Source organism: Methanothermobacter sp. EMTCatA1 (assembly GCF_002356395.1).
Classification (GTDB): domain Archaea; phylum Methanobacteriota; class Methanobacteria; order Methanobacteriales; family Methanothermobacteraceae; genus Methanothermobacter; species Methanothermobacter thermautotrophicus.
In genome coordinates this window covers 521,777-536,109 of record NZ_AP018336.1, presented here as the reverse complement: position 1 = coordinate 536,109, position 14,333 = coordinate 521,777, and the positions used below count along the sequence as shown (strand labels likewise).

17 protein-coding genes are annotated in these 14,333 nt (G+C 50.9%); 9 read left to right on the top strand and 8 right to left on the bottom strand.

The annotated features are described in order from the left end of the window. Positions 1–26: 26 nt before the first annotated feature. The 4 genes from tca_RS02800 to tca_RS02785 form a co-directional block, all read right to left on the bottom strand. Positions 27–257: a hypothetical protein gene (locus tca_RS02800; RefSeq protein ID WP_269899622.1), complete on the bottom strand. Its 231-nt coding sequence runs from the start codon at positions 255–257 to the stop codon at positions 27–29. Between the two features lie 13 nt (positions 258–270). Then, positions 271–480 carry a hypothetical protein gene (locus tca_RS02795; protein ID WP_269899621.1) on the bottom strand — a complete coding sequence of 70 codons (210 nt, stop codon included), beginning with the start codon at positions 478–480 and terminating at the stop codon, positions 271–273. A gap of 211 nt (positions 481–691) precedes the next feature. Further along, positions 692–961 (bottom strand): hypothetical protein, encoded by a 270-nt coding sequence (locus tca_RS02790; RefSeq protein WP_286709114.1) that lies wholly within the window; start codon positions 959–961, stop codon positions 692–694. A gap of 42 nt (positions 962–1,003) precedes the next feature. Continuing rightward, entirely contained in the window at positions 1,004–1,447 is a 444-nt protein-coding gene (locus tag tca_RS02785; RefSeq protein ID WP_269899620.1) for a methyl-coenzyme M reductase family protein, read from the bottom strand. 57 nt (positions 1,448–1,504) lie between these two features. Between tca_RS02785 and tca_RS02780 the strand changes: the two genes are divergently transcribed. The 7 genes from tca_RS02780 to tca_RS02750 all read left to right on the top strand — a co-directional run bounded on the left by tca_RS02780 (position 1,505) and on the right by tca_RS02750 (position 6,610). Further along, positions 1,505–1,942, top strand: a complete 438-nt coding sequence (locus tag tca_RS02780; RefSeq protein ID WP_048175389.1) for a hypothetical protein — start codon at positions 1,505–1,507, stop codon at positions 1,940–1,942. A 12-nt stretch (positions 1,943–1,954) separates the two neighbouring features. After that, positions 1,955–2,476, top strand: coding sequence for a hypothetical protein (locus tca_RS02775; protein ID WP_231855344.1), 522 nt, complete (start codon positions 1,955–1,957; stop codon positions 2,474–2,476). Between the two features lie 146 nt (positions 2,477–2,622). After that, positions 2,623–3,000, top strand: coding sequence for a roadblock/LC7 domain-containing protein (locus tca_RS02770; RefSeq protein ID WP_048060853.1), 378 nt, complete (start codon positions 2,623–2,625; stop codon positions 2,998–3,000). 2 nt (positions 3,001–3,002) lie between these two features. Continuing rightward, the gene (locus tca_RS02765; RefSeq protein WP_269899619.1) at positions 3,003–4,178 is read left to right on the top strand and encodes an ATPase domain-containing protein; all 1,176 of its coding nucleotides are present in this window, start codon (positions 3,003–3,005) and stop codon (positions 4,176–4,178) included. Continuing rightward, positions 4,179–4,880, top strand: coding sequence for an RAD55 family ATPase (locus tag tca_RS02760; RefSeq protein WP_269899618.1), 702 nt, complete (start codon positions 4,179–4,181; stop codon positions 4,878–4,880). It abuts the gene before it with no gap. A 1-nt stretch (position 4,881) separates the two neighbouring features. Beyond that, positions 4,882–5,556 (top strand): RAD55 family ATPase, encoded by a 675-nt coding sequence (locus tag tca_RS02755; protein WP_048175386.1) that lies wholly within the window; start codon positions 4,882–4,884, stop codon positions 5,554–5,556. 169 nt (positions 5,557–5,725) lie between these two features. Beyond that, positions 5,726–6,610 carry a tetratricopeptide repeat protein gene (locus tag tca_RS02750; RefSeq protein ID WP_286709113.1) on the top strand — a complete coding sequence of 295 codons (885 nt, stop codon included), beginning with the start codon at positions 5,726–5,728 and terminating at the stop codon, positions 6,608–6,610. 11 nt (positions 6,611–6,621) lie between these two features. Here the strand turns inward: tca_RS02750 and tca_RS02745 are convergent, their stop codons facing one another. The 4 genes from tca_RS02745 to metG all read right to left on the bottom strand — a co-directional run bounded on the left by tca_RS02745 (position 6,622) and on the right by metG (position 11,783). Next, on the bottom strand, positions 6,622–7,593 hold the full coding sequence (locus tca_RS02745; RefSeq protein ID WP_048175384.1) for a glycosyltransferase 4 family protein: 972 nt from the start codon (positions 7,591–7,593) through the stop codon (positions 6,622–6,624). Between the two features lie 150 nt (positions 7,594–7,743). Beyond that, the gene (locus tca_RS02740) at positions 7,744–8,208 is read right to left on the bottom strand and encodes a DUF1699 family protein (protein WP_048175383.1); all 465 of its coding nucleotides are present in this window, start codon (positions 8,206–8,208) and stop codon (positions 7,744–7,746) included. A 4-nt stretch (positions 8,209–8,212) separates the two neighbouring features. After that, positions 8,213–9,790, bottom strand: coding sequence for a DUF530 domain-containing protein (locus tca_RS02735; protein ID WP_048175382.1), 1,578 nt, complete (start codon positions 9,788–9,790; stop codon positions 8,213–8,215). 37 nt (positions 9,791–9,827) lie between these two features. Then, complete coding sequence (gene metG, locus tca_RS02730) at positions 9,828–11,783, bottom strand: methionine--tRNA ligase (protein WP_048175381.1); 1,956 nt, start codon at positions 11,781–11,783, stop codon at positions 9,828–9,830. Between the two features lie 263 nt (positions 11,784–12,046). On the opposite strand from metG, the gene tca_RS02725 reads away from it, so the two are divergent. Further along, complete coding sequence (locus tca_RS02725) at positions 12,047–13,351, top strand: DNA primase (protein WP_048175380.1); 1,305 nt, start codon at positions 12,047–12,049, stop codon at positions 13,349–13,351. A gap of 3 nt (positions 13,352–13,354) precedes the next feature. Further along, complete coding sequence (gene priS / locus tca_RS02720) at positions 13,355–14,317, top strand: DNA primase catalytic subunit PriS (RefSeq protein WP_048175379.1); 963 nt, start codon at positions 13,355–13,357, stop codon at positions 14,315–14,317. Positions 14,318–14,333 lie beyond the last annotated feature (16 nt).

Sequence of the window (14,333 nt, the reverse complement as noted above, 5' to 3'; positions counted from 1 at the left end):
GGAGGTTGTATTTATTGCTGATGTGTTCACCCACCTTTCAACCTATCCCAGTCTTCAGTGACTGGAATCCGGTATTCATATTCTCCTTCATGTCTTCTTTCGAGCAGTTCCATTTCAACCATCGTATCGAGGATTCCGTCAGCAGGGATTCCTGTGAGGCTTTCTATTTCATAAGCGGATTTCCAGTCACTCCCTGCAAGCATATGGTGTATCCTGAAGCAGGATAGTATTCTATCCCCTGCATCCGCCGCAACCACGGGTATCTCAATTTCACCCTATCCTTGAGGCCTCACGGGCGACGTTCTCCACTTCATCTTCAGGAACTACGCAGAGGGCTCTCAGCTCATTTCTGAGGAAAAATATTCCTCTTCTAATTGTTAAACTGTCTCTGCGGATCACAAGACCACCAGTATCCTCAATGAACTCCCTGAACTCATTGAATCTGTAATAACCTCCACAGGATACTACTATGCTGTACATGGATCCATGAGTTGTTCATACTTTTATTTAAATTTTTCCTATGAACCCTGAATGGTGTGTGCCGCAGTTCCGGGGGTCTATCTGTTTATGCATAACCAATCCCGCGGCACAGGTGACAGGTATCAGGTAAGGAGATTAATCAGGGATCTGGATATCAGAATAACAGGATATAATGTGCAAAATAAAAAAGAAATTATTGATGGGGTTAGAATCATGGCTTAACGTATTCCAGGGATACGCATTCCCAGGGCTGGGTTTCGGTGTTGATGGTGGCGTAGAGTTCCATATCAGGGTTCCTGAAGAGGTCCTCACAGCTGAAATCAAGGTCATCCGACACCTTAACCGGGTATATACGGCCCCGGTTGCTCCTTACAATTATTTCTCCTTCCCTGCTTATACCTATCACGAGCTGTTTTATTTCATCAGTCATTTCAAGTCCTCCACTATAAAGGTATGGTGAATCCTCTGGATAAGGGTTCATGGAGGGGCACTTCACATTCCTGGTTAGCCTGTTTTAGTCAGTTCATTTTTGTTCTGAAAGACGGTACTCGTTCACCCCGTTCCTCCTTCTTACCTCCAGAAGCTCCATCTCCACCATCTCATGGAGAAGTCCCCCATCCACTCCAATTTCATCTTCAGATGTCCAGGATGCTTCACCTGCAAGCTGGTCGTAGACCCCCATGAGGGACTCAATCATGTCTCTGGTTTCATCGTCGGTATCAAGGCCCTCCACCTCACCCTTTATTCTGCGGGCTGTTTCAGTGAGGGCATCCTCATCGCAGCGGGGAATTATGCAGAGAACCCTGACCTCGTTTCTCAGGAAATACTGACCGCGGTGGACACTGAATGTGTCCCTCTGTATTATGATACCGCCTGCATCCTCAATGAACTCCTCAAGTTCATGGAAGTTGTGGGGGCCTCCAGTGAAGACCACGAGGGAGTACATGTTACACTCTATGTAGATCAACCTATAATACACCAGCGTTAGTAATATTTATATAATAAAATTTATTAATAAATTTCCATGGATTCAGAAGGTGTTGTGACAGCAGATACAGTAACCTGGCTCTTCTTCACACTCCTGCTGGCATCAGTGATGGTATCGATTGCCGGTGCAAGGCTTGAAGGTGTTTACTCAGATGAGAGGCTCCTTGAGATGAGGATACTCCTGGACGATGTGGCAGAGGCCGTTAACCTTGCCACTGCAGGCGGACCGGGTCATGAGGTGGTGGTGGAACTACCAGAGCGCCTCAACCACACTGATGACTACAGGGTGCTGGTCAACTCAAGCGGGGTCTATGGCTGGGCAGACGGCCAGAGGGCCTTCTCCAGCATTTACCCGGTGGTTGTTGCTGATGGTTATGGCAGGACCCTGGTTTACCTTGAACCCGGTGGGAGGTACTCCATCAGGAACACGCCCCGGAATAACCGGACGGTTATCATGATCTCAGGAGCGAGCTGAGGAGGGTGCCAGGTGCATACTTTCATATCTAATAATCCAGGGTCCGGCAGGGGTCAGGCTGCAGCAGAGTACATGATGCTGGCCGGCTTCTCAGTGCTCCTGGCACTGATATTCGCAGGACAGATACAGTTACAGCTTGAACTGATGGAGGCACACTCAGCTGCAAGGACCGGGGCATCTGAGGGAGCCTTCACCGACACCATCGCTGTGTACCCGGGTGTCACCTTTGATGAGTACCAGTCACTGAAGCCGGAACTCCTTGAACCATCCAGTGTGAGGGTTGTGAGGGTTGAACTGATTGAAGATGGCTACAGCAGCACCTATGGGAGGAGAAAATTCCGTCTAAGGGCCTGGCTATCGGGTCCACCCATGAAACCATCCCTGAGGGAGTCCATCTCCGACCGTGTTAACTTCTGCATCAGGAGATCCATCTCAAGGACCTTCGGCACAGAGAACCTCACAAACACCTACCATAACCCTGCCTTTTCAGATCACTATGTGTTCACAACATCAGAGGCCATCTGGGTGCAGTGAGATAACTGAATAGGATATAAGTGACCAGTAACTGAGAGGACAAAATCTAAAGGGATATAAGTGGCCAGTAACATAATTAATCTGTAATACTCCTCACAGGGGTTGCGGCTTATGATAACCGGTCACAGGGTTACTGGGGTGTATTGATGACCAAGACAAAGAAGGAAAAGCTGGATGATGTTCTATCTGCCTTTATGCAGGTGGGTCAGATAAGGGCTGCGGGTATTGTTTCAAAGGAGGGACTTCTCATAAATGCAAGGACACCTCCGGATGTTGATGCAAGGATATTCTCAGCCCTCTGTTCAACGATAATGGGTGCTGCAGAGGCAGCTTCAGGTCAGATGAATACAGGAACGGTTTCTGAGATAACCGTGAGGACCGAGAAGGGGATAATCATACTCAAACCTGCAGGGGAGAAGGCCATATTCACGGCCCTGGCAGAACCAGAGGCCCAGCTCGGGCTTCTGCTATTTGAGATGGATTCACGTGCAGCACAGGTGGATGAAATCCTCAGGGAGATGTGAACATGCATAAGACATACATTCCGAAGCTCGACGACCTTCTGGGCGGCGGGGTGAAGGAGGGAGCCTCCATCATGTTCTCAGCATCCCCGGGTGTTGACTATGAGGCATTCGGTTACCAGATGCTAAACGGCCGGCTGGATGAGGGGACCAGCGGTTTCATATTCACAAATGTTGAGGAACCTGAGAGTATAATATATGAATTCAGATCCTATGGCTGGGATATAGAGTCACATATTGAAAATGGGAACCTTTTCTTTGTAGATGGTAGCTCACCATTCCTCGGGATGCCATCAGATCAGCGTTATACCGTTAATGACTACTCTGAGATAAAGGATGTTGTTCTTAACGCCATAAATGATATACCTGGCGGTGTTGGGATAATAAACAATCTCTCAGTCATTATAGACTACCTTGGCAACGGTGACACCCTTGAGATAGTTGAAGCCTGGAACAGGAAGGCCTCTGAACTGGATGTGAACCTCGTCTACCTCTTCACCGAGTGGGACTATGAACATGAACTCATTGATAAGCTCAGGGAGAGCATGGACTGTGTCGTGAATCTCAGGACCATCGAGGAGAGGGTCATCATCGGGCAGGGCTTCATGGTGGCCAATTCAACCTGGTCAGAGCCCCCATCAACCATGGTACTCTTCTTTGTTGTCCAGCCAGGAGGCGTTAAGGTCTATGTACCGAAGATACTTGTAACAGGTCCCTACAACTCCGGGAAATCAAGCTTCGTCAGGGCAATAGCCACGAAGTCTGTCTCGGTGGACAGGAAGGCCATCTCAGCATTCCCCACAACCATTGCAATGGACATAGGCCACCTTGAATATAAGGGCTTCATGGCGGATATCTTCGGGACCCCGGGCCAGGAGAGATTTGACATGATACTTGACGTACTCTCAAGGGAGGCTGTGGGCGCATTCATACTCATTGATTCAACTGCACCCGAGAGCTTCGCAAGGGCCAAGGAGATGATAAGGAAGACAAGGGCCGAAGCCATACCCAAGGTCGTTGTTGCAAACAAGCAGGACCTTCCGGGAGCCCTTTCACCTGAGGAGATAAGGGCGAAGATGAAACTCGGAGAGGACGTCCCCATAGTACCCGCCTCGGTGACAGAGGGGTGGGGTGTAATGGAGGCCCTCGACACTCTCCTAGGACTTCTATACGGTGGTTGAATGATTGTCAGAATTCCTTCCGGGATAAGGGGCCTCGATGAACTCATGGGGGGCGCTTCAATACCTGAAAACACGGTTACCATGGTTTACGGTCCACCGAAGGTAGGTAAATCAATATTCGCCTACGGGTTTGCAGCCGGCGGGGCTGAGATGGATGAACCGTGCCTCTACATATCTGCAGATTACGGATTATCCGACCTGAAAAGGAATATGGCTGTGCTTGGCATGGACCCTGAATCATACATGGAGAAAGAACTCCTCTATGTGATAGACGCCATATCCAGCATATCAGGTCCTGCAGCTGATGAGGGCAGCACATACTTCTCCTCATCGGTCCACAACCCCACAGATATTATGGTGAAGCTCGGGGTTGCCATAAGGAACATCACGAACCGTTACAGCATGTTCAGGTCGGTCCTTGACTCCCTCACAACCCTCATGGCCTTCAATGATGAGATGCTGATAGTCCGTGTTCTTACAGCCTACATAATGAGGATCAAGGAAGCCGGTGGAACAGCTGTGGTGACCTACACCGAGGGTTCGGCTGATCTGAAGGTGGAGACCATGCTCAAGGCGGTTGTTGATAACATCATACACCTCGATGGATCCGAACTTACAGTTGAGGCGATGGTGGGAACAGGCAGGGTCAGCGCCCCCTACACCATAGACGATTCAGGCATTAGGGTGGTCCACGAGGGATAACATGAGCGAAAACTACAGCACAGGTATAGCGGGTCTTGACGCTGTTCTCGGCGAACTTGAGCCAGGGCACCTGATGCTGTTAACAGGCCCCCCCAAGGTTGGTAAGACAGTACTTGCAACAGAGTTCACCTACCGGGCACTCCAGAGAGGGAACCCCTGCCTTTTCATAGCGGCTGAATACGGTTACAGGGATCTTCAGAGGAACACCATGGCCTTCAACTGGTTCATCCAGTCCCTAGCAGATAAACTTCATGTGATAGACCTCCCGACAGGTCTTGCAGGTGGTAAACCCCAGGACTCTGGAAACGTGAGGTACTCAGCCCTCCAGAACACAACTGACCTCATGGTGAAGGTGGGGATATCGACGAGGAGCCTCTACCAGGAGGAGGGCACCATGGTATCCGTGTTTGACTCAGCATCCATTCTACTGGCATTCAACCCCCCAAAACTTGTTCTGAGGGTCCTGAAGGCCTACAATGACCGTGTGAGGGACGCGGGCGGCATCGCACTTGTGACATACACAGCCGGTGTTGCTGATGAGGATATAGAGGAGGAGATACCCGGCCTCTTTGATGTGCACATCCAGATGGATGGAGCCGTGATATCCGCTGTAATGGATGGTGAAAGGATGGAGGCACCCTACAGGATAACGGATCAGGGCATTACAGTGGGCTGATCACATTAAGGGCAATTGAACCCATCTTTATAATCACCCATATCAGAAAATACCGGGGTTTCCTGTCTCCCGGGAGTATTTAAATCTGGACTGGCTATTACATCCGCCGGGAAATATGTATTTAAATCTGGACCGAAATAATACTATTATATAAATCTCCGGGGCTATGATGATGATATTTGCTGTTCTGGGAATCTTTGATTTTCTCAAGGGTGAAGATGAGGGTGAATCACTTGAGAAGTATCTTCGAAAACTTGAAGATCTTCTGGAGGAAGAATTTGACACCCTTGTAAGGATAGCAGGATTCTACGCCGAGGAGGGTGATACCCGCGAGGCCCTTGATTACCTTGAAAGGGCCTACAGGGTGGCCTCTGAAATGAATGACGAGGAACTCATGGCCTTTGCCCTTGACTCCATGGGTGATGTCTACCTCAGTGATAGAAAGGTTAAGACCGCCATGGAATACTTCATGGAGGCCCTCAGAATCTACACATCAGTTAACTCACCTCTAAGGGCAGATCTAAGGGAGAAGATCAAGGAGGTTGAAAAGATCAGGGAGGCCATGGATATAGCCAGCATCAACAGGCTCCGGGAGGAGTCCGAATCCGGGATGCCGGAGGTTGACCTTGAGGTCATTGAACCCCTGCTTAACAGGCTGGTTGACAGTGTCCAGTCCCTAACACTCTATGAGTCAGGTTCCTATGAGGACTCAATCTCACAGATAAGGGAGGCCTACCAGATTGCCAGGGATATAGGTGACACATCCACCGAGGCATCACTCCAGCTAGTCCTTGGCCTTTATTCCCTTAAAAATGAGGACTTTGATGAGTCCCGGAGATACCTTAAAAAGGCTGAGGCGCTCTTCAGGAAAACAAATAATGAGCTTGGCCTTGCAGTAACCCTGGTACTCCTCGGGACCCTTGACTTCATAGGGAATAATGCTGATGGTGTTGCATCCAGTTTCAGGGCCGCAGTTGAGATACTCCAGAAGCTCGATGAGAAGGAACTGGAGTCAGTTACCCTTGAACTTCTGAACACATTATACAGTTTTTAGTGACTCTAACGTTAGAAGGGGTCAAGTGGAAGTATAAATGCCAGCAGTACCCCAAGGAACCCGAAGAATATCCCTATGGACCACACTATCATGACGACCTTCTTCTCGGTCATCGGCCTCCTCAGTATCCACCTTATAAGTGAGTTGAAGCCCTCCGGGGGTGCTATGAGTTTACCATCCTCTGCAATTTCTGTGGGCCTGTGTCTGTGCCTCTCAACGACACCTGCACTGTAGAATTTCAGAATCCCATCTATGATATTCGGTAGCAGGACTATGAGGGCTATTATCTTAACCCTCCCTATGAATGCAACCGATGCTATGCAGGCACCTATTATCAGTGTTCCAACGTCACCAGGGAACACCCTTGATGGGTACCTGTTGTACATGAGGAATGCCAGGAGGGCCCCCAGCATGGCCATGGTTATTATTGAGACATCATACTTGCCCATTATTATACATGAGGCTGTGAGGGCCGTCATTGCAATTGAACCGAGCCCTGATTCGATACCATTCAGCCCAGCCAGCATGTTGGTCAGGTTTGAAGCTATTGAAACGGCTACCGGCATCATGATCATGTAGAGTATCCCGACCTTCGGAGGGGCAACCCAGATTATGGGAAGACCCGCAAGGAAGAGCAGGAAGAGTTTTTCACGTGACGAGAGCCTCACAAGGTCGTCCACCATTCCAACAATGCCGACAAGGAGTATGACAAGGAGGGTCACCATGAGCTCGTACTGGAGTTCAGGGAAGAAGCACATACCTATGAACATCCCTATCGTGAAGCCGAAGAGTATCCCGATACCACCCATCTCAGCCACTATGGGCTTTGAGATTTTGTGTATGTCATTACCGACAACATTGGCCTCCTTCAGCTTATTTATGAGGCGTGGCATCACCGTGTAGGTGGATGTGAAGGCTATTATACAGCATATCAGTGACACGAGTAGCACAGATGAATATTCAAGGGTAAGTTTCAGAACCATGGAAATCACCATAAACATAATCTGGCATGTGATGTGGCGGGTTATAGTTTTTCATTAAAACCATATGGTTTATACATTTTTGGTTTTCATCAGCCGTTCTTCAGAGGATCATAACTGGTAATCCATCTTAACGTAACCTCTAGTCTTCAGTCAGCCGTTCTTCAGAATGTAATAGACTGTTCTGAGGGGTATCCCAAGGTCCTTTGAGATCTTCCTTGCAGGCATACCATTCCTGGCCATCTCACGGACCCTGAGACGGGTGTTCCTGTCATACTTCCTCTTCTTACCCCTCTTTAGTTTGATGTCACCCTTGAGGTAGTATACCGTTTTGAGGGGTATGTTCGTAATCCCGGAAATCTGCTTTGGAGTTTTACCCTCCTTCAGGAGGCTCTGAACCAGCTTAACATCCTTATCTGTGTACTTCCGCGGTCTTCCTATTCTCTTCACAGGTCTCACATTAACTCCAAGTTCCTCAAGGGCATCAAGGTACCTTCTTGAGGTCCGGTGATAGATACTTATTGGGCAGGTGATCTCCTTGAGGTCAGGGTTCTTCTCAAGGAGTTCTATTATCCTCCTTGAGGTCAGCGGCTGATTCACGTGAATTTTCTCTGCCATGGGATCAATCACCTTTTATGAGATTTAGGAACATCTTTGCACGGTCCGTTGAGGGTTTACCCAGGTTCTCTATGTTCCTCTTCTCCTCAACAACCTCCTCCACACTGACATGGAAGATCTCAGCGCAGGTTTCAATGTCAGCTTCACCCTCCATGTGGAGCACAGCGGCACCGAAGGCGAGCGGGTTCGGTTTCATGTGGAGTCCCTTCATCTTATCCTCGATCTCAAACTTCTTAAGGAGAACATCCCCGAGTTTATCGATGTAGACCATTCCCCCCTCCCAGCATGTATTGAGCAGATCCACAGCGTCCCTGCTGAGCTCATCGAAGGTCCTCACCTGGCTCCTGTCAAGGACCGGCCGCAGGTTCGGGAAGGGTCCTGAGTGCTTTGACCTTCTGTCCAGTGACGTGCCCAGGTAGTAGAGGGCAACGTCCCAGAGGACGAGGTTCACGGGAACATCCCTGAAGAGCTCCCGCTTAACCTCCTCCATCACCTCAAGGTCCTCCCTGAGTTCCCGGTTCAACCTGCCCCTGGCGTCCCCGAGACCTGCCTCATGAAGTAGAGCGTGCATCTTCTGGACCCTCACCTCCTGCAGTTCCTCCTCTGAGAGCCTCAGATCAGGTGAATAGGTCCTGGCCTCGAAAAGTATCCTCCTGTATCTCTTCACGGCATCATAGTCCCGCAGCTTCTCAGTGTAGACCCTCTCCTCTATATCCATTATTATGTCATGTGACAGGCCGGCGTATCCCAGGGCCAGGGCAGTCCTGGTGTAGCGATCATTTATTATGCTGGATTTCTTCCTGTGGAACTGTATCAGTTCTATCCTCACGTTTGGACCGTACCTCTGCCTCAGCATCCTCTCATAGTCGTCATCGTCACTGTCAATGGTTATGCGCCTTCTTATCCACCTCCCATCCTCAAGGACCTTTATCACGAGGGTGGCTGATCTCACAGCCCCCTTCTTCTCGTTCTTGAAGAGCCTCATTATCTTCTTGAAGGCCTTCCTGGCCCAGAGGCTCAGCTCTGACATCTTGACCATGTAGTCACCTGAGAGGGGGAGGTGGGGTATTATTTCAGGCCGGCAGATGGCAGATCCGCTGAATTCAATCTCCATCATACCTGAGCCACATGGGCACGTCACACCATCCAGGACGTCCTGGTATTCGACCTCAGAAAGCCGGAGGGACCTTGAGCAGTCAGGGCACCGCAGGAGGGCGTACTCCTCAAGGTTTCCGAGGGCTATCCTGTGGGATGAGATGGCGGAGTTCACCCTGTCAAGGAGGTTCTTCTTTGTAGAGGCCTTCATCCGGAAGTACTGGGCGTGCCTTTTAATATCATGGACGTCCTCAGCGATTTCAGGGGAGTACTGACTGCTGTACCCTGATATTGACCTGAAGGGATACTTGAATCCCCTCAGCTCCATGGCCTCCTTGAGATCCTGAAGTTCCTCGAGGTTCCCTCTCAGGTAGGTGTACAGGTCAATGAATCCTTCCACGGACTTTAAATCATCCAGTGAAACCTTCCTGTCCTTTATGCTCTCAAGGAACCTCTCTGACCTTGCAATGAGACCTGATTCATTCATTTATCATTCTCCAGACACAGGGTACAGGGCCTTCCAGTCACCTTATCCTTTCCCCGACTCCGGCGTCCCCGGGGTCGAGCAGGTTGAGGGATTCTCCTGTTGCAAGGACCATACCCTCTGACTTCACACCGAAGAGTTTCGCGGGTTTGAGGTTCACAAGCACTGTAACCTTCCTCTCAACAAGGTCTTCGGGGCTGTATTTCTCTGCAAGTCCTGCAACAACCTGCATCTCCCTCTCACCCACGTCTATCATGAGCTTCAGGAGTTTGTCTGATCCCTCTATTCGTTCGGCTGACCTTACCACGCCAACCCTTATGTCCATACTTGCGAAGTCGTCGATTGTCACGGTTTCCACTTCATCATCCTCCTCAATGAGTTTTGCTTTCTCCTCCTCAATTGCCTCGTCGGGTATCTTGGAGAAGAGGGGCTTCGCCCTCTCTATCACCTGTCCCTCTTCGAGTTCATGGAATCCCCAGGGTTCATCCTCCAGGTTCATGATGGAGAGTATCCTGCCTGCTGCTGATGGCATGAAGGGCCTCAGGAGTTTCCCGAGGTTGGCTGCCAGGAGATTGCAGAGGTGGAGGCAGGTTGAAGCCCTGGCGGGTGACTCCTTAACGGCCTTCCAGGGTTCCTGGTCATTGAAGTACTTGTTACCCATCTTGGCAAGTTTGATTATGTGCATCAGGGCATCCCTGAACTGGAATTTATCCAGGAGTTCACCGACGGTGTCATGGGCTGTCCTGATTGATTCAAGGAATTCCTGGTCCTCAGCTGTAAGTTCACCTGCAGCCGGGACCCTCCCGTCAAAGAACCTGCCCGTGAATGAGAAGGTCCTGTGGAGGAAGTTCCCGAGGACATCGGCCAGTTCATCGTTGACCCTCCTCTGGAAGTCGTCCCAGGAGAAGTCAGTGTCCCTGGTGAGTGGTGCGTTGACGGTGAGGTAGTACCTGAGGAGGTCCCTGTCAAACCTTTCAAGGAAGTCTGATGTCCAGACCACCCAGTTTTTACTGGTGGACATCTTCTGGCCCTCAAGTGAGAGGTATTCGCCGGCTATTATGTTCTCAGGGGTCCTGCAGCCATAGGCCATGAGGAGGGCTGGCCAGAATATGGCGTGGTGGTATATTATGTCCTTTCCGATGAAGTGGAGGGCGCCGGAGTCCCAGTATTCCCTCCAGTCCCTCCCGGTTTTTTTGCTCCAGGCGGCTGCAGATGAGATGTAGCCAAGGAAGGCCTCACCCCACACGTATATGATCTTACCATCGTTCCCCTCCAGGGGTACCGGGACACCCCAATCCATGTCCCTTGTGAGTATCCAGTCCTTCAGGCCCTCGCGGAGCCACTGGAGGGCGTAGTTCCTCACATTTGATGGCATCTCTGAGCCCTCGATCCACTCCCTGATTTCATCCTGGAACTGGCTCAGGCGGAAGAAGTAGTGCCGGGAGTCCCTGACCTCTGGCTCTGACCCGCAGACCATGCAACGCGGATCCTCAAGCTGGAGCGGCTCGAGGTGCCTTCCGCAGCCCTCGCAGTGGTCTCCACGCGCACCCTCACTTCCACAGTAGGGGCAGGTGCCCTCAACGTACCTGTCCGGGAGGAATCGCTGGCAGTCCCCACAGTAGAGCTGTTTTATGTCCTTCTCGTATATGAAGCCCTTCTTGTAGAGTTTAAGGAAGAATTTCTGGGCTATCTCGTGGTGGAGATCATCTGTGGTCCTGGTGAAGCTGTCAAAGGATATGTCACACCTCTCAAGGTCCCCCCTTATCATCTCATGGTAGCGGGTGGCGACCTCCAGGGGGGTCCTGCCCTCGGCCTCTGCCTTCACGGCTATGGGAGTCCCGTGTTCATCGGTGGCGCAGACGAAGAGGACATCATCGCCCCTGAGTCTCCGGTACCTTACATATATGTCTGCAGGTATGTAGGTTGACCTCAGATGACCGAGATGCGTGGGGCCGTTGGCATATGGAAGTGCGCAGGTGATAAATACTTTACTCAACTCAAACTCCTCCTTGAATCATGAACCAGATCAGAATAAGACGGGTCGATTTAAGGCAATTAAATCCAGTTTAATTTACGGTTTACTTCTATATAAATTTATTTGAGTCCATGTCTTGCGGTCATAATCAGGGCAACACGCCCCTGAGGTACTGGATTCAGGGAAACTGCAACCTCAAGGCCAGATCAGCATGCCCAAAACTGCGCTTCGATGTGATGGGACACTTCGATACCTTTATGGGTCAACCGGTATAAGATTTAAACATGGTATCTTCACTCTTCATAAACCCCTTCTCAGAGGATGCCAGGGAAATCGTGAGGAAATACGGATCACTGGACACCATAGCCGATACAAGGGATGAGCTCCTTGAGATAGGGAGGCGCACACGCGGACAGAACCTTGCAGACAATTCTCTCCTCCCGGGCAGCATAGCTGAACTTGCAGTTAAACGCCTGGAATGGTACCTCAGGAGACAGAGGAAGGACTTCAACCACAGGGACTACGCCTACCTGATGAACCCTGAGATTGAGGAGTACGATGTGCTGGCCTTCTATATCCTTGCCCAGGCAGCAGGCGCTGGATTCATGAAGGCCTCAAGGGAGGCGAGGCTGGTGGTTGAGTCTGCAGGGGCCATGGTGGAGGACCGCCTCAACGTCCTCGGGAGTGAAAGGGAGGATATCATAGCTGATGTTCTCTATGAACTGGGTTCAGAGGGCCTCAGGTGGACGGAGCTGGCCGACCTCCTGGGTTCAGGGAAACTGAAGCTCACAGACCTCATCCTCAAGAGGGGGAGGGTCATAATAGACAGGGACGAATTCATAACGAGCTTCCAGGACAGTATAAGGGACAGGAGTCCTGACAGGCTCTACGACATCCTCGTAGGTCTTGAGGTCAGGGAGACGATGATATCCCGCATGATAATGCAGAGGACAGAGGAGTATATAGGGAGGGTCAGGGAGATGAGTTCAACGGTGGAGGTCCACCCCCTGATACTTGAAACAGCAGAAAGGATAAGGGAGACCGTTGAGAGGATAATGTCATTCACAGGGGGCCCTGTTAAATCTGCAAGACCCGGTAAGCTTGTCCCGGAGGCCTTCCCGCCATGCATAAGGGGGACACTGGATGGGGTTAAGTCCGGTAACAGGAACGACGCCATAGTGCTCCTTCTAACGTCCTTCATATCCTATGCACGTCTATACCCATCGGTCTTCAGGGACAGGACCCCCATGAAGGTCTCTGACCTTGACCCTGACCTCAGGATAACCCTGGGGGAGATCCTGCCGGTGATCTATGATGCCGCTGATAGATGCGAACCACCCCTCTTTGAGGACGATCCACAGGAGAAACTGAACATAACTGCGAAGCTGGGCTTCGGTGTCCATGACATGCCTGAACTGGAAAATGAGGGCGAAAGCAAATGGTACACACCCATGAGCTGTGAGAAGATCAAAATACACCTCCCGGACCTCTGCAGACCTGATAAACTCTGCAGCAGCATCTCCAATCCACTGACCTACTACAACAGGAAGAGGTGGAAGCTCAGATCAAGCGGGGAGAAGGAGGAATAATACATGTTCGAACCGGCAACACCCCTTGAGAGGAAGAGGTACTACCGTGAGGAATGGAATGTCAGGGACCTCCCTGACTTCATAGCTGATAACCTCCATATGAGGGAATTCGGGTTCGACCACAATGGCAGGGGACCCAGTGACAGGTACAGGACCTTCAGGGATGAGAGGAGCCTGTCAAGGTTCATGAGGGTCCGTTACCCATTCGCAGCATACTCCTCGGTGGCGTTCTACAGGGAACCTGGAAAGAGGAAGGGGTGGCAGCGGTCCGAACTCATATTCGATGTTGATGCCAAGGACCTCCCTGTGAGGTCATGTGACTGTGAGGGGGTGTGCCCCACATGCCTTGATGAGGCAAGGGAACTGGTCCTCATGATGGTTGACACCCTGAGGGGGGACCTGGGCCTGGACGACATCCATGTCATATACTCTGGGAGGGGCTACCATGTTAGGGTCCTCGACCCTGAGGTCATGGAGCTCGGCTCGGAGGTGAGGGCTGAGATACTGAGGTACACCGCGGGTGCAAGGGAGCCGCGGAGGAAGTTTACTGATGGGGTATCATCCTATGAAATGGAGCACTTCTCCATACCACTGGGATATCACAGGGTATTCACTGAGAGGGCAAGGCATGTGCTTCTTCACCTGAGGGGTGATGAGGATATCGAGGATGTCACCGCGAGGACAGTTAAGACTGCAGTCAGGAACAGGGACCTCATACTTGAGGACAGGTGGGGGGAGTTCAGGTCAGTGATAGGTCCCAGGGTTTACCCGAGACTTGTTAAGGGGATATCGAAGATTAACATGAGGATGCTTGATGCCAAGGTGACCATTGACCTCAAGAGGATACTGAGACTCCCAACATCACTGCACTCAAAGGTCAGCATGATCTGCATGGAGGTTAAAAATCCTGAGACCTTTGACCCCCTTAAGAGCGCTGTCCCGAGGTTTGTGGAGGAGAGGGGATAGGTCAGTAGATAATAGG

What these genes read in the sequence shown, in the direction of transcription:
- tca_RS02795 (WP_269899621.1), bottom strand. Translation starts at nt 480, where the DNA reads ATGTACAGCATAGTAGTATCCTGTGGAGGTTATTACAGATTCAATGAG.
- tca_RS02790 (WP_286709114.1), bottom strand. Translation starts at nt 961, where the DNA reads ATGAACCCTTATCCAGAGGATTCACCATACCTTTATAGTGGAGGACTT.
- tca_RS02780 (WP_048175389.1), top strand. Translation starts at nt 1,505, where the DNA reads ATGGATTCAGAAGGTGTTGTGACAGCAGATACAGTAACCTGGCTCTTC.
- tca_RS02770 (WP_048060853.1), top strand. Translation starts at nt 2,623, where the DNA reads ATGACCAAGACAAAGAAGGAAAAGCTGGATGATGTTCTATCTGCCTTT.
- tca_RS02765 (WP_269899619.1), top strand. Translation starts at nt 3,003, where the DNA reads ATGCATAAGACATACATTCCGAAGCTCGACGACCTTCTGGGCGGCGGG.
- tca_RS02760 (WP_269899618.1), top strand. Translation starts at nt 4,179, where the DNA reads ATGATTGTCAGAATTCCTTCCGGGATAAGGGGCCTCGATGAACTCATG.
- tca_RS02755 (WP_048175386.1), top strand. Translation starts at nt 4,882, where the DNA reads ATGAGCGAAAACTACAGCACAGGTATAGCGGGTCTTGACGCTGTTCTC.
- tca_RS02750 (WP_286709113.1), top strand. Translation starts at nt 5,726, where the DNA reads ATGATGATATTTGCTGTTCTGGGAATCTTTGATTTTCTCAAGGGTGAA.
- tca_RS02745 (WP_048175384.1), bottom strand. Translation starts at nt 7,593, where the DNA reads ATGGTTCTGAAACTTACCCTTGAATATTCATCTGTGCTACTCGTGTCA.
- tca_RS02740 (WP_048175383.1), bottom strand. Translation starts at nt 8,208, where the DNA reads ATGGCAGAGAAAATTCACGTGAATCAGCCGCTGACCTCAAGGAGGATA.
- tca_RS02735 (WP_048175382.1), bottom strand. Translation starts at nt 9,790, where the DNA reads ATGAATGAATCAGGTCTCATTGCAAGGTCAGAGAGGTTCCTTGAGAGC.
- tca_RS02725 (WP_048175380.1), top strand. Translation starts at nt 12,047, where the DNA reads ATGGTATCTTCACTCTTCATAAACCCCTTCTCAGAGGATGCCAGGGAA.
- priS (WP_048175379.1), top strand. Translation starts at nt 13,355, where the DNA reads ATGTTCGAACCGGCAACACCCCTTGAGAGGAAGAGGTACTACCGTGAG.